General features: G+C 55.4%; 11 protein-coding genes. 4 read left to right on the top strand and 7 right to left on the bottom strand.

Features of this window, described 5'->3' with window-relative positions:
* Positions 1-42: 42 nt before the first annotated feature.
* The 3 genes from acnD to prpB form a co-directional block, all read right to left on the bottom strand.
* The gene (gene acnD / locus J2T37_RS00755) at positions 43-2,649 is read right to left on the bottom strand and encodes a Fe/S-dependent 2-methylisocitrate dehydratase AcnD (protein WP_253353277.1); all 2,607 of its coding nucleotides are present in this window, start codon (positions 2,647-2,649) and stop codon (positions 43-45) included.
* A 106-nt stretch (positions 2,650-2,755) separates the two neighbouring features.
* Complete coding sequence (gene prpC, locus J2T37_RS00750; RefSeq protein ID WP_253353276.1) at positions 2,756-3,904, bottom strand: bifunctional 2-methylcitrate synthase/citrate synthase; 1,149 nt, start codon at positions 3,902-3,904, stop codon at positions 2,756-2,758.
* A 177-nt stretch (positions 3,905-4,081) separates the two neighbouring features.
* Entirely contained in the window at positions 4,082-4,963 is an 882-nt protein-coding gene (gene prpB, locus J2T37_RS00745) for a methylisocitrate lyase (protein ID WP_253353275.1), read from the bottom strand.
* A gap of 957 nt (positions 4,964-5,920) precedes the next feature.
* Here prpB and ptsP point away from each other — a divergent pair.
* From ptsP to J2T37_RS00730, 3 genes are read left to right on the top strand one after another with little or no spacing between them, the layout of a single operon-like run.
* Positions 5,921-8,776, top strand: a complete 2,856-nt coding sequence (gene ptsP / locus J2T37_RS00740) for a phosphoenolpyruvate--protein phosphotransferase (protein WP_253353274.1) — start codon at positions 5,921-5,923, stop codon at positions 8,774-8,776.
* A gap of 4 nt (positions 8,777-8,780) precedes the next feature.
* Complete coding sequence (gene pfkB / locus J2T37_RS00735; RefSeq protein ID WP_253353273.1) at positions 8,781-9,722, top strand: 1-phosphofructokinase; 942 nt, start codon at positions 8,781-8,783, stop codon at positions 9,720-9,722.
* A complete protein-coding gene (locus J2T37_RS00730; protein ID WP_253353272.1) occupies positions 9,719-11,452 on the top strand; it encodes a fructose-specific PTS transporter subunit EIIC in 1,734 nt (577 codons plus the stop codon). Before pfkB ends, J2T37_RS00730 begins: the two co-directional genes overlap by 4 nt.
* Positions 11,453-11,764: 312 nt before the next feature.
* On the opposite strand, the gene ccsB is transcribed toward J2T37_RS00730, so the two are convergent.
* The 3 genes from ccsB to J2T37_RS00715 form a co-directional block, all read right to left on the bottom strand.
* Positions 11,765-12,967 carry a c-type cytochrome biogenesis protein CcsB gene (gene ccsB, locus J2T37_RS00725; protein ID WP_253353271.1) on the bottom strand — a complete coding sequence of 401 codons (1,203 nt, stop codon included), beginning with the start codon at positions 12,965-12,967 and terminating at the stop codon, positions 11,765-11,767.
* Positions 12,951-14,912 (bottom strand): cytochrome c biogenesis protein ResB, encoded by a 1,962-nt coding sequence (locus J2T37_RS00720; protein WP_253353296.1) that lies wholly within the window; start codon positions 14,910-14,912, stop codon positions 12,951-12,953. Before J2T37_RS00720 ends, ccsB begins: the two co-directional genes overlap by 17 nt.
* 270 nt (positions 14,913-15,182) lie before the next feature.
* Entirely contained in the window at positions 15,183-15,806 is a 624-nt protein-coding gene (locus tag J2T37_RS00715) for a c-type cytochrome (RefSeq protein WP_253353270.1), read from the bottom strand.
* A gap of 137 nt (positions 15,807-15,943) precedes the next feature.
* Here J2T37_RS00715 and yihA point away from each other — a divergent pair, with 137 nt between their 5' ends.
* Positions 15,944-16,603, top strand: a complete 660-nt coding sequence (yihA, locus tag J2T37_RS00710) for a ribosome biogenesis GTP-binding protein YihA/YsxC (protein ID WP_253353269.1) — start codon at positions 15,944-15,946, stop codon at positions 16,601-16,603.
* Between the two features lie 89 nt (positions 16,604-16,692).
* Here yihA and J2T37_RS00705 read toward each other — a convergent pair whose 3' ends face one another.
* Positions 16,693-19,098, bottom strand: a complete 2,406-nt coding sequence (locus tag J2T37_RS00705) for a penicillin-binding protein 1A (RefSeq protein WP_253353268.1) — start codon at positions 19,096-19,098, stop codon at positions 16,693-16,695.
* Positions 19,099-19,115 lie beyond the last annotated feature (17 nt).

Below are 19,115 nucleotides of genomic sequence, written 5' to 3'. Positions count from 1 at the left end.
TTCAGACGGCCTTGCATTGCGAGGCCGTCTGAAAACAGCGTATTACGCCGCATTCCCTTCCAAAAAATCCTGCGCAAAGCGTTGCAATACGCCGCCCGCTTCGTAAATCAACACTTCTTCGGCGGTGTCCAAGCGGCTGGTCACGGGTACTTCTACCGTTTCGCCGTTTGTGCGGTGGATAACCAAAGTCAAATCGCCGCGCGGGATACGTTCGCCGACCACATCGTAGGTTTCCGTGCCGTCCAATGCCAAAGTATGGCGGTTGACACCGGCTTTAAATTGCAGCGGCAATACGCCCATGCCGATGAGGTTGGTGCGGTGGATGCGCTCGAAACCTTCGGCCACAATCGCTTCCACGCCTGCCAGCCTTACGCCTTTGGCCGCCCAGTCGCGGCTCGAACCCTGCCCGTAATCCGCGCCGGCGATGATAATCAGCGGCTGTTTGCGGTTCATATAGGTTTCGATGGCTTCCCACATGCGCGTGACTTTGCCCTCCGGCTCGATTCGTGCCAGCGAACCTTGTTTGACCGTGCCGTCTGCGTTTTTCACCATTTCGTTAAACAGTTTGGGGTTGGCAAAAGTCGCTCGCTGCGCGGTCAGGTGGTCGCCCCTGTGCGTGGCGTAGCTGTTGAAGTCTTCTTCCGGCAAACCCATTTTCGCCAGATATTCGCCTGCCGCGCTGGTGGGCAGGATGGCGTTGGAAGGCGACAGGTGGTCGGTGGTGATGTTGTCGGGCAGAATCGCCAGCGGGCGCATACCTTTAAGGGTACGTTCGCCCGCCAATGCGCCTTCCCAATACGGCGGACGGCGGATGTAGGTGGATTGCGGCCGCCAGTCGTAGAGCGGACTTTCGGCTTTTGCCGCCGCGCCGTGGTCAAACATGGGAATATAAACATCGCGGAACTGCTGCGGTTTGACGTATTCGACCACCACGGCGTCGATTTCTTCATCAGACGGCCACAGGTCTTTCAGGCGGATTTCACGGCCGTCTGAAACGCCGAGTACGTCGTTTTCAATGTCAAAACGGATACTGCCCGCCAGCGCGTAAGCCACCACCAGCGGCGGGCTGGCGAGAAACGCTTGTTTGGCATAGGGATGGATGCGCCCGTCGAAATTGCGGTTGCCCGACAACACCGCCGTGGCATACACATCGCGGTCTATGATTTCCTGCTGGATTTTCGGGTCGAGTGCGCCCGACATGCCGTTGCAGGTGGTGCAGGCAAAGGCGACAATGCCGAAGCCGAGCTGCTCCATCTCCGCCAACAGCCCCGCTTCGCGCAGATAGATTTCCGCCACTTTCGAGCCGGGGGCAAATGAGGTTTTGACCCACGGTTTGCGTTTCAGCCCCAAGCGGTTGGCGTTGCGGGCAAGCAAGGCGGCGGCGACGACGTTGCGCGGGTTGGAAGTATTGGTGCACGAGGTAATCGCGGCAATCACCACCGCGCCGTTGGGCAGGCTGCCGTCGGCAGGTTCTTCATACGGCGCAGCCAAGCCTTTGGCGGCCAAATCACCGGTAGAAAAACGGGCATGCGGATTGGAAGGCCCCGCCATATTGCGGCCGACGGTGGATAAATCGAAACGCAATACGCGCGGATATTCGGCGGTTTCCAGCGCATCCGCCCACAATCCGGCAGTTTTGGCGTAGGTTTCCACCAATTTGACCTGCGCGTCGTCGCGACCGGTCAAACGCAGATAATCTATGGTTTGCTCATCAATATAAAACAGCGCAGCGGTCGCGCCGAATTCGGGGGTCATATTGGAAATGGTGGCGCGGTCGCCCACCGACAGGCTGCGCGCGCCCGCGCCGAAAAATTCGACAAACGCGCCGACAACCCGCTCTTTGCGCAAAAATTCGGTCAAAGCCAGCACAATATCGGTGGCGGTAATCCCCGCCTGCCGCTGCCCGGTCAGCTCCACGCCGACAATATCCGGCAGGCGCATCATGGAGGCGCGGCCGAGCATGACGGTTTCCGCTTCCAATCCGCCCACGCCCACAGAAATCACGCCCAGCGCGTCCACATGCGGCGTGTGCGAATCCGTGCCCACGCAGGTATCGGGAAAAGCCACGCCGTCTTTCACCTGAACCACGGGCGACATTTTTTCCAAATTGATTTGGTGCATAATGCCGTTGCCTGCCGGAATCACATCCACGTTTTCAAAGGCGGTTTTCGTCCAGTTGATAAAGTGGAAACGGTCGGCGTTGCGCCGGTCTTCGATTTCGCGGTTTTTGCAGAACGCGTCGGGATCGTAGCCGCCGTATTCCACAGCCAAAGAATGATCGACGATAAGCTGCGTCTGCACCACCGGATTGACCTTGCTCGGATCGCCGCCTTTTTCGGCAATCGCGTCGCGCAGTCCGGCCAAGTCAACCAGCGCAGTCTGCCCCAAAATATCGTGGCACACCACGCGGGCGGGATACCAAGGGAAATCCAAATCCTGCTTATTGTCAATCAGTTGGGACAGCCAAGACTGCAAGGTCGGCAAATCCACGTCATCGGCGCGGTTGACCAGATTTTCCGCCAGAATGCGGCTTGTGTAAGGCAGCCTGTCATATGCGCCGGCGCGGATGCCGTCGCAGGCGGCGCGGGCATCGTAGTAATCCAAACCGGTATCGGCAAGCGGTTTGCGGTAGGCGGCGTTGGTGCTCATGGTGGTTTTCCTTTGTATGCTGTTTTTCTTATGGTCGGTGTTGCGGTGCTGCTTTTCAGACGGCCTTTGCTGTCAACAGACCCTGAGGCCGTCTGAAATACCGGTGTTAACGCTCGTCCAGCGAAACAAACGCCAAATCGTCGGGGCCGGTGTAATTGGCGCTCGGGCGGATGATTTTGCCGTCCTGCCGCTGCTCGATGACGTGCGCCGCCCAGCCGGTGGTGCGCGAAATCACAAACAGCGGGGTAAACATGGCGGTCGGCACGCTCAGTTTCTGATACGACACGGCGGAGAACCAGTCGAGATTGGGGAACATGTGTTTCTCTTCCCTCATCAGCGTTTCCAAGCGTTCGGCGATGTCGAAGAGGCGCATATCGCCTTTTTCTTCGGACAGCTCGCGCGCCACTTCCTTAATCACCACATTGCGTGGGTCGGCAATGGTGTAAACAGGGTGGCCGAATCCGATGACGATTTCCTTACGCGCCAAGCGTTCGCGGATGTCGGCTTCGGCTTCGACGGCGTTGCGGTAGCGTTTTTGGATGTCGTAGGCCACTTCGTTGGCACCGCCGTGTTTCGGGCCTTTGAGCGCACCGATGGCGCCGGTAATGCAGGAATAGATGTCCGAGCCGGTACCGGCAATCACGCGGGCGGTAAAGGTGGAAGCATTAAACTCGTGTTCCGCATACAGAATCAGCGAAATATGCATGGCCTTGATTTGCGATTCGCTCGGACGGCGGCCGTGCAGCAAATGCAGGAAATGGCCGCCGATGCTGTCTTCATCGCTCTCCAGCGAAATGGTTTTGCCGTTGTGGGAATATTGGTACCAATACAGCAGAATGCTGCCCAAACAGGCAATCAGCTTGTCGGCGATGTCCCGCGCCTCGCTCACCGGCTGGCTTTCGCGCTCGGGATGTACGCAGCCGAGCATGGATACGCCGGAACGCAATACGTCCATCGGGTGGGTGTGGGCGGGCAGGTTTTCCAACACCTTAATCACGCGGATGGGCAGATTGCGCATGGCGCGGAGCTTGGCTTTGTAGGCCGCCAACTCGTGTTTGGTCGGCAGGTGGCCGTGAATCAGCAGGTGCGCCACTTCTTCAAATTCGCAATAACGCGCCAAATCGAGAATGTCGTAGCCGCGATAGCTCAAATCGTTACCGCTGCGGCCGACGGTGCACAGCGCGGTATTGCCCGCCGCCACGCCTGACAAGGCAACGGATTTTTTCGGTTTCGGGGTTTGGATGGCGGTTGTCATAATTTTTCTCCTATGGTTTCTCTTCTTTTTGCAGCTTGGCTTTCAATTTTCAGACGGCCTTGAATGATGGCCGAGGCCGTCTGAAAGCGGGCTTGCGGGTTCTGCGAAGCTCAAACACACCAACGGTTATGCCGTTGTCTGCGGTATCCCTACCGCGCGGTTTTGGATAATTGTCGTTTAGGATTTACTGCTGAACAGGCGGTCGAGTTTCTGCTCGAAATCGTGGTAGCCCAAATGTTCGTACAGTTCGGCGCGTGTCTGCATGGTATCGACCACGTTTGCCTGCGTACCGTCGCGCAAAATCGCCTGATACACATTCAGCGCGGCTTTGCTGGCGGCGCGGAAGCTCGACAGCGGATACAGCACCAGCTTCACACCGTTGTCCGCCAGCTCGCTTTGGGTATAAAGCGGCGTCGCGCCGAATTCGGTAATGTTTGCCAATACCGGCACGCCGACTGCGTCGGCAAACTGCCGGTACATGCCCAATTCGGTAATGGCTTCGGGGAAAATCATATCCGCGCCCGCCTCCACACAAGCCTGCGCCCGCTCAAGCGCCGCTTCCAACCCCTCCACCGCCAGCGCATCGGTTCGCGCCATAATCACAAAATTATCATCGGTGCGGGCATCCACGGCAGCCTTAATGCGGTCAACCATTTCTTCTTTAGAAACAATCGCTTTATTCGGACGGTGGCCGCAACGCTTTTGCGCCACTTGGTCTTCGATGTGTACCGCTGCCACGCCTGCGCGTTCAAACTGGCGGATGGTGCGGGCAATGTTAAACGCCCCGCCCCAACCGACATCAATGTCCACCAACAAGGGCGTGGCGACATTGTCGGTAATGCGCCGCGCATCGGTCAGCACGTCTTCCATGGTGGTAATGCCCAAATCGGGAATGCCGCACGAGCAGGCCGCCACGCCGCCGCCGGAAAGGTAGATGGCTTTGAAACCGCTCTGCTCGGCCAAACGCGCAAAATAGGCGTTGACGCAGCCGGCGACGGCTAAGGGATGCGACGTTTCAACGGCTTGACAGAACAGCAGGCCAGCGGATGGTCGGGTCATGATGTTTTCTCCTTTGATATATCGGTTTTTATTGAAACAGCTTGCCGCCACTGTAACGGCAAGTAGTGCGGATTCATTCAAACAATATGTGAAACAGAGAAGCGGCAATAATCTCTGGTTAAATTATTTTTCTATTTTAAAACAATGTATTACCAAATACAACAGATACGATTATGCCCTATAGGGACGGTTGGAAGTCAGGAAGGGAATGTCGGTCAGACCGGCAGACAGGCCGCTCGGATGGCGGCGGAACGGACGACTGCGGAAGCAACCGCCATGCGGAAGATTGGCGGCGAGAAAGGGAAAATGAGCTTGGCGGTCATGATGATGTTCCTTTGTAGTTTGATGTAGTTTTATGTTTTGAAAAATCTAAGCGATAATTTCCACGCTGTCAAACACTTTTTGCAAGATTTCGGCAGAAATTTTTTATTCGATATTAATGATTTAACATGCGAATGGAAGCAGGCGGAATGATAGTAAACGAAAAACCTGATTGCCAAGCGGTATCCGCCAAACTCGAGGCCGTCTGAAAATTGATAATATCCGCAGAAACAGCAGCCGTTTGCCCGATAATGCGCCACTCAAAAACTGCGTATGGGATAGCATACCGGTCAAACATCAGTGGAATAACGCCTGCCCCGCTTTTGGTCCGCACTTACTGTTTGCGCTTTCTGAAGTCATGCCGTTTGCAACAATACGCTGTTTCAGACGGCATTTTCCTGCCCGCCCGCCTAATCATTAATATCCGCACGGTATGCCGGATTTCCTCCCTCCTTGCTAGCGCATGGTCTTGCCGTTCGGACTTTGGCAATTTGTTTCATCACATTTGACCGACGTTAATCTTTTCCCATTCCCTTTTTCCCGAATCATTGGTATAACGCACAAGTTGTAAAGTTACGGCGCACTACGCCGAATCAGCCCGCTTCACTTACTCCCTTGTCAAACGAAAGGATACCCATGCTGACCCTGTTACCCGAACACATCCGCATGAACCGCCGTGCGGCCGACAAAGAAGAAGCCCTGCAAATCATTGCCGATACGCTCTCTTCAGACGGCCTGACCCTGCCCGAATACCTGGGCGGCCTCAAAGCCCGCGAAGCGCAGACTTCCACCTACCTCGGTCAGGGCATTGCCATCCCCCACGGCACGCCCGAATCGCGCAGCTCCATCCTCACCACCGGCGTGCGTTTGGTGCATTTTCCCGAAGGCGTGGTGTGGGACGGGGTCAACAAAATTTATTTGGCGGTCGCCATCGCCGCCAAGTCCGACGAACACCTGCAAATCCTGCAACTCTTAACCCGCGCTCTGTCGGAAGACATTGCCGACAAACTCAGCGCGGCGCAAACGCCGCAAGAAATCCTGTCGCTGCTCAACGCCGAACAAGAAACGCTGACCCTGCATGAAAATCTGATTGCCGCCGATACCGAGGCCGCCGACGCTGATGACGTGCTGTATCAAGCCGCCAACTTATTGAAAAAACAAAAAATGGTGGAGGCTGGCTTTATCAGCAGCCTCAATCCGGCCGACGCGGTTAATGTGCAAGGCGAGATTTGGTGCGTGACCGGCGAAAAGCATGTATTGCAACCGGCGGTGGCGATTGTGAAGCCGAAACAGGCCGTGCCGTTTAACGGCGGCAAGCTGACGGTATTGGTGTGCATTGCCGCCAACGACAAGCTGGACATGACGCAATTATCCAAACTGATGGGCATTTTGTTCGGCCAGTCCGAGCTGCAAAACAGCCATACCCGCCGCGACATCGCGCTGGCGGTGGGTGCGGAAACCGTCCCCGACTGGCAGTCGGTGTCGGTGGTATTGCCCAACCCGCTGGGGCTGCACGCCCGCCCTGCGACGGCGCTGGCGAACCTGTGCCAAGAATTTCCGGGCGAAGTACGCGTGAGCGTGGACGGCGGCGCGTATGTGTCGGCCAAAAGCCTGACCAAATTATTGTCGCTGGGCGCAGTACGCGGCCAGACGCTGACCTTTATCATCGAACCGGTCGGCGATACCGATGCGGCTTTGGCGCAAATCGTGCAGGCGGTGAAAAGCGGTTTGGGCGACGAAGTGGAAGCGCTGGAAGAAAACGACGGCAGCAATGCCGACACCGCCGCGCTGTTTGTCGAACCGGTAAAATTGCAGGACGACGTGCGTAATCAGGGCGTGGCCGCTTCTGCGGGTTTGGCCTTCGGCAAAATCCATCTAGTGGCCGAGCAGCATTTCACTTACGAGCGCGTGGCGCGTGATGCCGCTGCCGAACGGATTAAGCTGCAAGACGCGATTGCGCAGGTCAAAGCCGATTTGGGCAAAACCATCCAAGACACCGAAGTCAAAGCCGTGCGCCAGATTTTCAAAGCGCATGCCGCCTTGCTCGACGACCCCGAACTGCTGCAACAGGTAAACGACGGTTTGCAGGAAAATCTGACCGCCGCCGCAGCTTGGCACAGCCGTATCGAAGCCTTAGCCAAAGAGCAGGAATCGCTCAACAACGCCCTGCTGGCCGAACGCGCCGCCGATTTGCGCGACGTGGGCAATAAAGTAATGGCGGTGTTGTGCGGCGTTCAGACGGCCTCCGAGCCCGACGAGCCGTATATTTTGGTGATGGAAGACGTGGTGCCCAGCGTGGTGGCGCGTTTGGATAAAAACCGCGTGGCCGGTATTCTGACAGCCGCCGGCGGTGCCAGCTCGCACAGCGCGATTGTTGCTCGTGCGCTGGGCATGCCCGCCGTAGTCGGCGCGGGCGAAGCGGTGTTGGCGCTGCCGTCTGAAAAAACCACCTTATTGCTCAACGGCGAAGACGGCGCGTTTTTCGTCAACCCCGCGCCCGCCCGCGTGGAAGAAGCCATGCGCCAGCGCGACATCATGCAGCAGCAGCGCGCAGCAGCCGAAGCGCACTGCATGGAAGCAGCGGTCACGTCAGACGGCCACCGCGTAGAAGTAGCGGTCAACTTGGGCAAAGTGCAGGACGCTGCCGCAGCCGTCACACGCGGCGCAGAAGCCGTCGGCTTGTTGCGCACCGAATTGGTGTTTATGGCGCACGCCAACGCGCCCGATGAGGCGAAGCAGGAAAAAGACTACCGCGTGGTGTTTGACGCGATGGACGGCAAACCGATTGTGGTGCGCACGCTGGATGTCGGCGGCGACAAGCCGCTGCCCTACCTGCCCATGCCCAAAGAAGCCAACCCCTTCTTGGGCGAACGCGGTATCCGCCTGACGCTGCGCCGCCCGCAACTGTTGCGTATGCAGTTGGCCGCGCTGTTTAAAGCCGCCGACGGCCGCCCGCTGCGCGTGATGTTCCCGATGATCGGCCGCCTGGAAGAATGGCACGCGGCTAAAGCGATTTTGGATGACGTGCGCGCGCAAGTGCCGTGCGACAACCTGCAAGTGGGCATTATGATTGAAGTGCCTTCTGCTGCGCTGATTGCCGAACATTTGGCTAAAGAAGTGGATTTCTTCAGTGTCGGCACCAACGACCTGACCCAATACACCCTCGCCATCGACCGCGGCCATCCGGCTTTGTCGGCCGAAGCCGACGGCCTGCACCCAAGCGTATTGGCGCTGATTGACCGTACCGTCAAAGCCGCGCATGCGCACGGCAAATGGGTGGGCGTGTGCGGCGAATTAGCTGCCGACAGCAAAGCCGTGCCGGTCTTGCTGGGCTTGGGCGTGGACGAATTGAGCGTGTCCGCCGCCAGCATTCCGCTGGTGAAAGCCAAAGTGCGCACGCTGAATCTGATCGAATGCCGCCAAATGGCGCAACAAGCGCTGACCTGCGCCACTGCCGCCGAAGTGCGCTCCTTGAGCAGCAGAAACGGATAACATCATGGCTAAATTTTTGTGTATCACCCTCAATCCGGCCATCGACTTTACCGTCAGCCTCGACAGCCTGCGCGTCGGCGAAGTCAACCGCCAGCAGTCGGCGCAAAGCCATGCCGCAGGCAAAGGGCTGAACGTGGCGCAGGTGTTGCGCGATTTGGGGCACGAGATTACCGTGTCCGGCTTTCTCGGCCGTGATAACGCCGCCGTGTTCCAAGTGCATTTTGCCGCGATGGGCTTTTCCGACCGCTTTGTGTATGTTGACGGCGAAACCCGTACCAACGTCAAAATCGCCGAGGCCAACGGACGCATGACCGACATCAACGGCAAGGGTTTTGCCGTTTCCGCCGCCGATAAAGCCGCGCTTTTGGCGCTAGCAGAAGAACTAGCCGCCGCAGCCGATTTTGTCGCCGTTTCCGGCAGCCTGCCGCAGCAGTTTGCGCCGCAGGATTTGCAGGAATTGTTAGGCCGTCTGAAAAACACCAATCCGCACATTGCCGTTGACACCAGCGGCGCGGCGCTGACCGCAGCCGTGGCCTGCAATCCGTATCTGATTAAACCCAATACCGACGAATTACACGAGAGCTTCGGCGGCGCGGCCGGCAATGCAGCCGAACAAGCTGCGTTGCTGGCTGATACCGGCGCCGAGATTACCCATGCCGTCGTGTCTATGGGGGAACACGGTGTCAACTGGCTGCATGACGGCCTGTGCCTGCACGCCTCCGCCGCCAAAGTTGAAGTGAAAAGCACTGTCGGCGCGGGCGATACGCTGATGGCGGGTATGCTGCACGGCCTCGCTTCGGGCTTTACCCCCGAAGACACCTTGCGCACCGCCGCCGCACTGGCCGCCAACGCCGTCTCTCAGGTCGGCTTCCGCGTACCCGACGCAGGCCGTCTGAACGAACTCAAACAATCCGTCACCATTCAAACAGAGAGTATTCCATCATGACCATCCAATCTGTTTTATTCATTCCTTTCCCCGAGAAGGCTGCCAACGCGCTGGTTTGGGCGCACAAGCTGGCTGCGCTGGCGCAAAATCAAGGCTTGAGCGCCCGCGTTATCCAAGACGACGGCGTGATTCCGGAAGAATTTGACCGCGTCGTCTTCGTCGGCAGCCGCCCCGCCGACAATGCCGGTTATCCAGAAGACAAAGTCAGCGTGGTCACGCTGGACGAAGCCGCCGCCGACGCGCAAGCCGCGCTGCAACGCGCTTTGTGCGGACAAGCTGCCGACGGCGCAGCCGGAGCAGCAAGCGCCGCCGTTTCAGACGGCCGTGCGCTGCATTTTGTCGCCATCACCGCCTGCCCCACCGGTGTCGCGCATACCTTTATGGCCGCCGACGCGCTCAAGCAGGGCGCGGCCAAACTCGGCTACACCATAGACGTGGAAACGCAAGGTTCGGTCGGCGCGAAAAGCATTCTCTCGCCCGAATCCATCGCGCGCGCCGATTTTGTGATTCTCGCCACCGATATTGAAGTGGATGCCTCGCGTTTTGCCGGGAAAAAAGTGTACCGCTGCGCCACCGGCTTTGCCCTGAAACAAACCGACAAGGCTTTTGCCGAAGCGGTCAGTACCGCCAAACTGCAAGGCGGCGCAGCCGATACCGCCGCCGCTGCGGGCGCAGTAAAGACCAAAGAAAAATCCGGCGTGTATAAACATTTGCTCACCGGCGTATCCTTTATGCTGCCCTTAGTGGTAGCGGGCGGCCTCTTGATTGCGCTGTCGTTTGTGTTCGGTATTAATGCCTTTGAAGACAAAGGCTCGCTGGCGGCGGTATTGATGAGCACGGGTAAGGCCGCCTTCGGCCTGATGGTGCCGGTATTGGCCGGTTACATCGCCTATTCCATCGCCGACCGCCCCGGCCTCGCGCCCGGCTTAATCGGCGGCTTTTTGGCGGTTGAGCTGCAATCGGGCTTTTTGGGCGGCATTGTCGCCGGTTTCCTCGCCGGTTATCTCGCGCTGGCACTGGTGAAATACATCAAGCTGCCGGTAACGATGGAAGCCTTGAAACCAATTTTGATTGTGCCGCTCCTCAGCACGCTGGCGGTCGGCCTGATTATGTTCTACATCGTCGGCGAACCGGTGGCGCAGCTCTTCGCCGCCATGAATGCCTTTTTGAGCAGCATGGGCACGGCCAATGCGGTGTTGCTGGGCGTGATTATCGGCGCGATGATGTGCGTGGACTTGGGCGGCCCGATTAACAAAGCGGCCTACACCTTCTCCGTCGGCCTCCTCACCACCCAAAGCTATTTCCCGATGGCGGCGGCGATGGCGGCCGGCATGGTACCGGCCATCGGCATTGCGCTGGCAACCATGTTTGCCAAAGGCAAATTCAGCGACAACGAAGTCAACGCGGGCAAAGCCTCGTTTGTCTTAGGTTTGTGCTTTATTTCCGAAGGCGCGATTCCGTTTGCCGCCAAAGACCCTGTGCGCGTGATTCCGAGCTGTATCGCCGGTGGTGCCCTGACCGGTGCGCTGGTGGCTGTATTCCAAAACGAGCTGCACGCCCCGCACGGCGGTATTTTCGTCTTGCTGATTCCCAATGCCATCAACAAACCGCTGATGTACCTGCTGGCGATTGCCGCAGGCAGCCTGCTCACCGGCGTGTTGTACGCGCTGTTGAAACGTAAAGACAGCGAACAGGCAGCAGCCGAAGCCGAAAGCGCGACAGTAATCTAATCGAATTTGTAGAGACCAAGGCCGTCTGAAACGGAATTCCGTTTCAGACGGCCTTCTTGCTAATAACAAATAATGCAACTAAAAATCTTGAAATGCATACAAACATCAGTTGGCTGAGCGTAGTCGAAGCCCTGTCTGCGACTTTGACTACGCTCAGCCAACTGTATGCAAAATAGTGTTTCTTGGTGATAAGTACCTTAGCCACATACTTTCTCTGCAACCATTTGTTCTGACTGTCTGCATAAAAATGAAAATGCCGTCTGAAAACCCAATCGTTTTCAGACGGCATTTTTCTGTCTCAAGCCAATGGCCTTACAGCGTTCCGTAAGAATGCAGCCCGCTTAAGAACATATTCACGCCGATAAAGGCGAAGGCGGTTACAAACAGGCCGACCACCGCCCACCATGCCAACACTTTGCCGCGCCAGCCGGCGACGAGGCGCAGGTGCAGCCACACGGCGTAGTTGAGCCAGACGATAAAGGCCCAGGTTTCTTTCGGATCCCAGCTCCAGTAGCGCCCCCAAGCGTCGGCTGCCCACAATGCACCCAAAATAGTGGCGATGGTGAAAAACAGGAAACCCACGGCGATGGCTTTGTACATCACTTCTTCAATCACCTGCGAGGCGGGCAGCGAAGTGGCTTTGCCCGCTTCTTCACGCCGAATCGCCCACAATTCGGCTATGCCGAGCATGGCGGCAATACAAAACGCGCCGTAGCCGATAAAGTTGGCGGGGACATGAATCTTCATCCACCACGATTGCAGCGCAGGAATCAGCGGTTGTATGGTGTGCGCCTCGCGCGATACGCTGTACCACAACACAAACCCCACCACCACGGCCATAAAGGTAAACACGAAACCGCCCAACTTCTGCACGGCGAATTTTCCTTCGTAATACAGATACATCAACGCGGTAATCACCAAAAACAGGATAAATACTTCATATAAATTGGACACGGGGATATGCCCCGCATCCGGTCGCAGCAAATAGCTTTCGTGCCAGCGCACCAGCAAACCGGTAAATCCGGCCACGGCCGACACCCAGGCAAAAGCCGTGCCCATACCGAGCAGGGTATTGCGCTCGTTTTTTTGTTTCACCGCCAAGAGGCCGCCTGCAATATAGGCAAACAGGGCAAATACGATAAAGGCGCACTGCCACATAATCGCCGATTGGCTGCTGAGAAAATATTTCAGCAAAAAGCTGTCGCCGTGTTTGATGTCGCCGCCGTAGAGCCCCAGGGCGGCGTAAGCCAAGAGCAGACACAGCGGCACAAACCAGCGCATGGGTTTGAAAAACCAGCCCAGCAATACGGTAATGCCCGCGCTTGCCCACAGGATGACGGTTTCGTAAACGTCCATCTGATGACTGATTTGGCTTTGCGCAAACAGGGCAACGGCGGCGATAACAAGAGCAAACAGCCAGTCGGCTGCGCCGAGGCTGCGGATAAAGGAGCGCTGCGTTAAAAGTTCGTGCTGCGGCACGCCCTTTTCGGACAAGGCTTTATGTGGTGTGGTCATGGTTCAAATCCTGAGCCAGCTGTTGCAGGCGTTGGGTGTGTTGTGGAAATTCTTTTTGTAGGTCGCGCTCGTTGCGGCTGGATGACATGGCAAAGCGGACTTTGCCGTCTGAAAACAGCAGCCAGGCGCGTTTTTCGCGGATGTAAAACATAAAAATCGTGCCCAATACCAGCAATACCGAACCCAAATACACCAGTGAGGCGCCGGGCGAACGGGTCATTTGCAGGCCGGAAGAGCGTACTTCTTTATAACCGTCGAGCTGGAGCAGCATGGGTGCGGGGTATTCAGTCAGGCCGGTGTAGGCATCCATGCTGTTGAGCAGGAAGCGGTTGCGCGCTTCATCTTGCGGCCAGGCAGGTAATCCGTAACGGGTCAGGGTTTCGTCCAGCGCGGCGTTCATCACGCCAAACAGCATTTGATAGAAATACCCTTTCATTTTTTCCTGCTCGGCCTGCGGAATGTTTTGTGTCACAAACGCATCCAGCGCCAAATAGCCGCCTTGGGCAAAAATATTCAAGGTGTTTTCGGCTGCTTGGGTAAACGGCCCGCGGATTTCGGCCGGCGCACCGGCGGTTGCCTGCTGCACCACCTTTTTACGCGCCCCTTCATCGCGCAAGAGTTCGCGCAAGGCCATAAAGGTATCGGCTTTACCGGCTTTGTCAGCAGGAATGCGCAGCCAGCGGTATTGTTGGTCTAGGCCGCTGCGCGTACCGGTAATGAAAAAATCATCTTGGTCTTGTCTGAGCGGAAGCATAAAGTTTTTATACTCAACCGCCTGCCCTGCTTTGTCGCGCACGCGATAAACAATCGACGGGCCGATATTGGTGTATTTTTTACCTTCCTGCGACACGGCGCGGACATCGTTGATGGCCGTCTGAAGATTATGATTTTTTTCAGACGGCGTACTCATGTCTTCCACGTTCATGGCGGTAAACTGATCAAATTCCAGCTGATACTGCGCCCCGCCCAAATCCAGCGGGAAACTGCGCATAGAGGTGGCTTTGAGCGTCACCGGCTCGTGGCTCGGGTCGGCCAGATTCCAAGCTTTGAATTTCAAATCGGAGCCGCCGTCGGCAAAGCTGGCCTGATAGATGGTAATGCCGTGCAGCGTCAGCGGATGGTTGACGCGGATGGTCTGCTCGATTTTTTTACCGCTGGCCTTGTCGGTTACTTCCAAGTCGCTTGCAAAATCGCGCGGCATACCGGTATTGTAAAAATCAATGTGGAATTTTTTCAGCTTCACTTCAAACGGCAAATCCTGCACCAGCAGACCGTTGCCGCTGTTGAGAAACACCACATCGGCGCTTTGGCCTTCGGTAATGTTCACATTGCCGCGAAACGAGATATTGCCCGTACCCAACACGCTTTCGGGTTTGAAATCTTTGGCATAAACGGCGTTGTTGTCCGGCACGATTTTGCCGGTGAGAATACCGATTTTCAGCAGCAGATTACTGTCAATCAGACCGCCCAAACAAATCACAATCAGCGCAACGTGAGCAAAAATATAGCCCCATTTATTCATCGCACCTTTTTTCGCCGCCACCAATACCGAGCCGTCATCGCGGGTAACGGTTTTGGCGGCAAAGCCCTGCACTTCCAGATAACGCTGCGCAATCTGCGGCGCTAACGGCTCGTTCAGCAACACCGAATGGCGCATGGCCGCCAACGATTTCTCTTTAGCCTGCTCGCGGTAGGAACGCGCTTCACGCAAAAACGGCGGTACGTTGCGAATCAGACACAGGCTGGTGGACAACACCAAAAACAGCATAATCACCACAAACCACGCTGAGGCATACACATCATACAGGCCGAGAAAATCAAAAATCGGTGCCCAAAACGGCCCGAATTTCACCACATAATTCACCGGCGCCTGATTTTGCTGCAACACCGTGCCAATAATCGAGGCGATACCCAACAGGCTGAGCAAAGCCACGGCAAAGCGCATGGAGCTTAAAAAAGCGAACCACGGGTGACGGATAAGCGGAACGGTTTGGGCAGGTCGGGTCATAGCAAATGGCGTTTAAAAGATAAAGTTATCTAAAGAATGGCAGGCAGAAAAGCAAATCGGTAAAACAGCTTGCGGGTCTTGTCCGGCAAAAAAGCCAATCATTCCGATTACAATCTATTACCTTGAAACTGCATGAAAGCCGTCTGAAAAACCTGTGTAAACACATTTTTCAGACGGCCTTCAGGCAGGATGGCAATTCCGGCGGGATTATTGCAAACCTTGGATAAAGTTGGCCACAGCGTTAACTTCGTCGTTAGACATGCGGTTGGCAATATCGGCCATGATGGTGTTGGTACGTTGGCCGGATTTATAGGCATTCAACTGCTCGACAATGTAAGCCTTGTGTTGACCGCCCAAGCGCGGGTAAGCCACGATATCGGTACCGCCGCCCGGAATACCAGCACCGCTCGGGCCGTGACAGGACATACAGGCCGGGATTTTCTTATCGGCAATGCCGCCGCGATAGATTTTCGCGCCTAACTCGGGATTTTCTTTCGGGTTGGCCTCGCCTGCTTTCGGCTGTTGTTTGGCATAATAAGCAGCCACATCGCGCATGTCTTGCTCAGATAGATTCATCACCATCGGGCGCATGGAAGCTGCCGCGCCGGTGGTGCGCTTGCCGTCTTTGATGTCGGCGGTTTGTCGGTAAATATAGGCAGTGTGTTGCGCCGAGAGTTTCGGATACATGGCGATGCCGCTGTTGCCGTCAACAGCGTGGCAGGCCGCGCAGATGTTGGTGGCAATTTCTTTGCCTTTGTTTACATCGGCTTTCGGCGCGGCTGTTACCGCGCCGGCGGCCACGGCCAACGCCAATAAAGTCAATCGTTTCATGGAGTGCTCCTGATTACAGCATTGCTACCGTGCCAATGCCCTTTTTATATTCAAATACCGGGTAAAATTTTACCCGATTAAAACCGATAATTCTATAAACATGGTATTCTATACTAAATTTACATTAAATTACTACTATGAATCTCTTTCAAAACGCAAAATTCTTCACCACAGTTAACCATTTGAAAGATCTGCCCGATACTCCGGCCGAAATCGCTTTCGTCGGCCGCAGTAATGCAGGTAAATCCAGCGCCATCAATACGTTAACCAATCATGTTCGCCTGGCCTACGTTTCCAAAACCCCCGGCCGCACGCAACACATCAACTTTTTCGAGCTATCCAGCGGTCATTTTATGGTCGATTTACCGGGCTACGGCTACGCGCAAGTACCCGAAGCCGTGCGCGCGCATTGGGTGAAACTCCTAGGCGACTACCTGCAACAACGCCGCCAACTCATTGGTTTGGTGTTGATTATGGACACGCGCCATCCGCTCAAAGCGCTGGACATTCAGATGTTGGACTTTTTCCACATTACCGGCCGCCCCGTGCATATTCTGTTGTCAAAAGCCGACAAACTTTCTAAAAACGACCAAATCAAAACGCTGGGCGCAGTAAAAAAAGCCCTCAAGCCGTATATGGAACGCCAAACCATCAGCGTGCAACTTTTTTCCAGCCTGAAAAAACAAGGTATGGACGAGGTCAACGAAGTAGTCGGCGCTTGGTTCGCGGCTCATGACGCGGAAACAGCCGGTTTGCAGCAGGCGGAAACGGCAGCGGAAAAGCCTCTTGAATTGTAATATGATAATTACATTTCTGCATTAGTCTTTTACTCGACATGCTATAAAAAAGGCCGTCTGAAAAATTTTCAGACGGCCTTTTTGACAGTTTAAAACAAGGAATCCAACTGTTTGCTGCCACCACCGATATTGCTCGGCAAAACAGGTGTTTCACCGGCCGGAGCCGCAGCGGAAGGTTTGGATGAACCTGCACTGCGAGACGGCGAACGGGTTTCGCTATTCGATGATGGTCGGCTGCGGCGCACACTCGGGCGCGGGGCATTGCCGCCGTTATCCAACGCCAAATCCGCATTGGTGACTTGGCGCTCTTTCATGTAGTAGTCACCGCCCTTGGTCACGATACCGTCAGGTGCTTTCATGCCTTTGCTGTCTGTACCTTTGAGCGCAAAGCGCATGTATTCAACCCATACCGGCACAGCAATCGTACCACCATAACCTGCGCGCCCCATGCTTTTCGGTTTGTCAAAGCCGATATACACGGTCGTCACCACGCTCGGATTAAAGCCGACAAACCATGCGTCTTTATTGTCGTTGGTGGTACCGGTTTTACCCGCCACATCGGAGCGGCCAACGGCATTGGCACCTTTTGCCGTACCCAAACGCACAACGTCTTGCAAGATTTTGTACATGATATACGCATTGCGCGGATCAATCGCCTGCGGCGCATTTTCACCGGCGACCAAAGGCTGCATTTGCGCTCTCAGACGGCCTTGGCTGTCATAAATCTTATCAATCACATACGCGGAGACTTTGTAGCCGCCATTGGCAAACACGGCATACGCTTCCGTCATTTTCAACGGCGTAGTTTCACCTGCACCCAGAGCCATCGACAAAGTAGCCGGAATTTCAGACGGCTTAAAGCCGAACCGCTGGATATACTGTTGCGCATAACCCACACCGATGGACATCAAGATACGGATAGAAACCATATTTTTGGAAGCCACCAAAGCTTGACGCAGCGTAATATAACCCGAATAACGGCCGTCTGAATTTTTCGGCTGCCATACCGAGCCGTTCGGCCCTTTGCCCGGCAGGGAAATCGGCGCGTCGTTGATTTGGGTGCTGGCCGTCATCCCTTTGGCTAAAGCGGCGGAATACACAAACGGTTTGAACGTCGAACCCGGTTGGCGCATGGCTTGTGTTGCACGGTTAAATGTTTTGCTGTGGTAATCGTAACCGCCGACCAGCGCACGGATAGCACCGGTTTTGGCATCCAAAGACACCAATGCACCTTGCAGCAACGGCTCTTGTACGACAGACCAGCTATCTCCACTGCCTTTGACACGAATCACCGAACCGCGACGGATACGGTTGTCGCCTAATTTTTTGTTATTAACCGCAGAAGCGGCAAAACCCAACGAGCCGCTGCCCAACAAAACCCTGCGGCCGCTCGGCAGCTGAATTTGCACCCCCTTGCGCGAAGTATCCACCACCACGGTCGGCACCATACCGTCCACCGTATATAAAGTGGAAAGATGTTGGCTGATGGTTTCTTCCACGTCGTCCGACTGGCTCAAATCAATATAATCTTCCGCACCACGGTAACTGCTGCCCCGGTCAAAATTGCGCAAAGCCCTACGCAAGGCGGCGGTAGCGACTTTCTGATTTTCGGTGTTGACGGTGGTATAGACCTTAAAGCCTTGGGTGTAAGCGTCTTCGCCATATTTCTCATACAGTTCCTGACGTACCATTTCCGCAACATACAATGCGCTTTGATCGATTTTTTGGACAAAGCGCTCGTAGTGCAACTCTTCTTTCAATGCTTGATCGCGCTGTTGCACATTAATCATGCCCTCTTCGAGCATATTATTCAGGATATAGGTTTGGCGTAATTTGGCACGTTCCGGATTCACAATCGGATTATAAGCAGAAGGCGCTTTAGGCAAACCTGCCAGCATAGAAGCCTCAGCCAAAGTCAGGTCTTTGACATTTTTATTAAAATAAATTTGGGCGGCCGAAGCGAAACCGTAAGCGCGCTGTCCCAAATAAATCTGATTGAAATACAGCTCCAAAATCTGATCTTTGCTGAAAGACTGCTCGATTTTATAAGCCAGCAGCGCCTCGTTAAATTTACGCGTAAAGGTGCGTTCGCTGCTCAGATAGAAGTTTTTGGCAACTTGCTGGGTAATCGTACTGGCACCCGATTGCACACCGCCTGCCACCAAATTGCTGACAAGCGCACGCGCCACCCCAAACACATCAACGCCCCAGTGTTCGTAGAAGCGTTTGTCTTCCGCCGCAATCACGGCATCTTTCAACACTTTCGGGAAGTCTTCGATTTTGGTAAACTCCCGCCGCTCTTCACCATACAAACCAATTACTTGGCCGTCTGAAGAATAAACGGTTAAAGGCATCTTGGGCTGGTAGTGCCGCAAACTGTCTAATGAGGGCAGCTTCGGGTAAGTGACCAAGATTGCGATGGCAATCAGCCCTACTCCGAAAAGAGCCAAACCGAACATCAGACCGATACAGGTCGTTATAATCTTTTTAATCATGACTAATTAATATTTTG

Source organism: Neisseria perflava, from assembly GCF_024170405.1.
In the GTDB taxonomy this organism is placed as follows: Bacteria; Pseudomonadota; Gammaproteobacteria; order Burkholderiales; family Neisseriaceae; genus Neisseria; species Neisseria perflava_B.
Note: the sequence above shows the minus strand (reverse complement) of the source record. Positions and strands in the feature narration are given on the sequence as shown.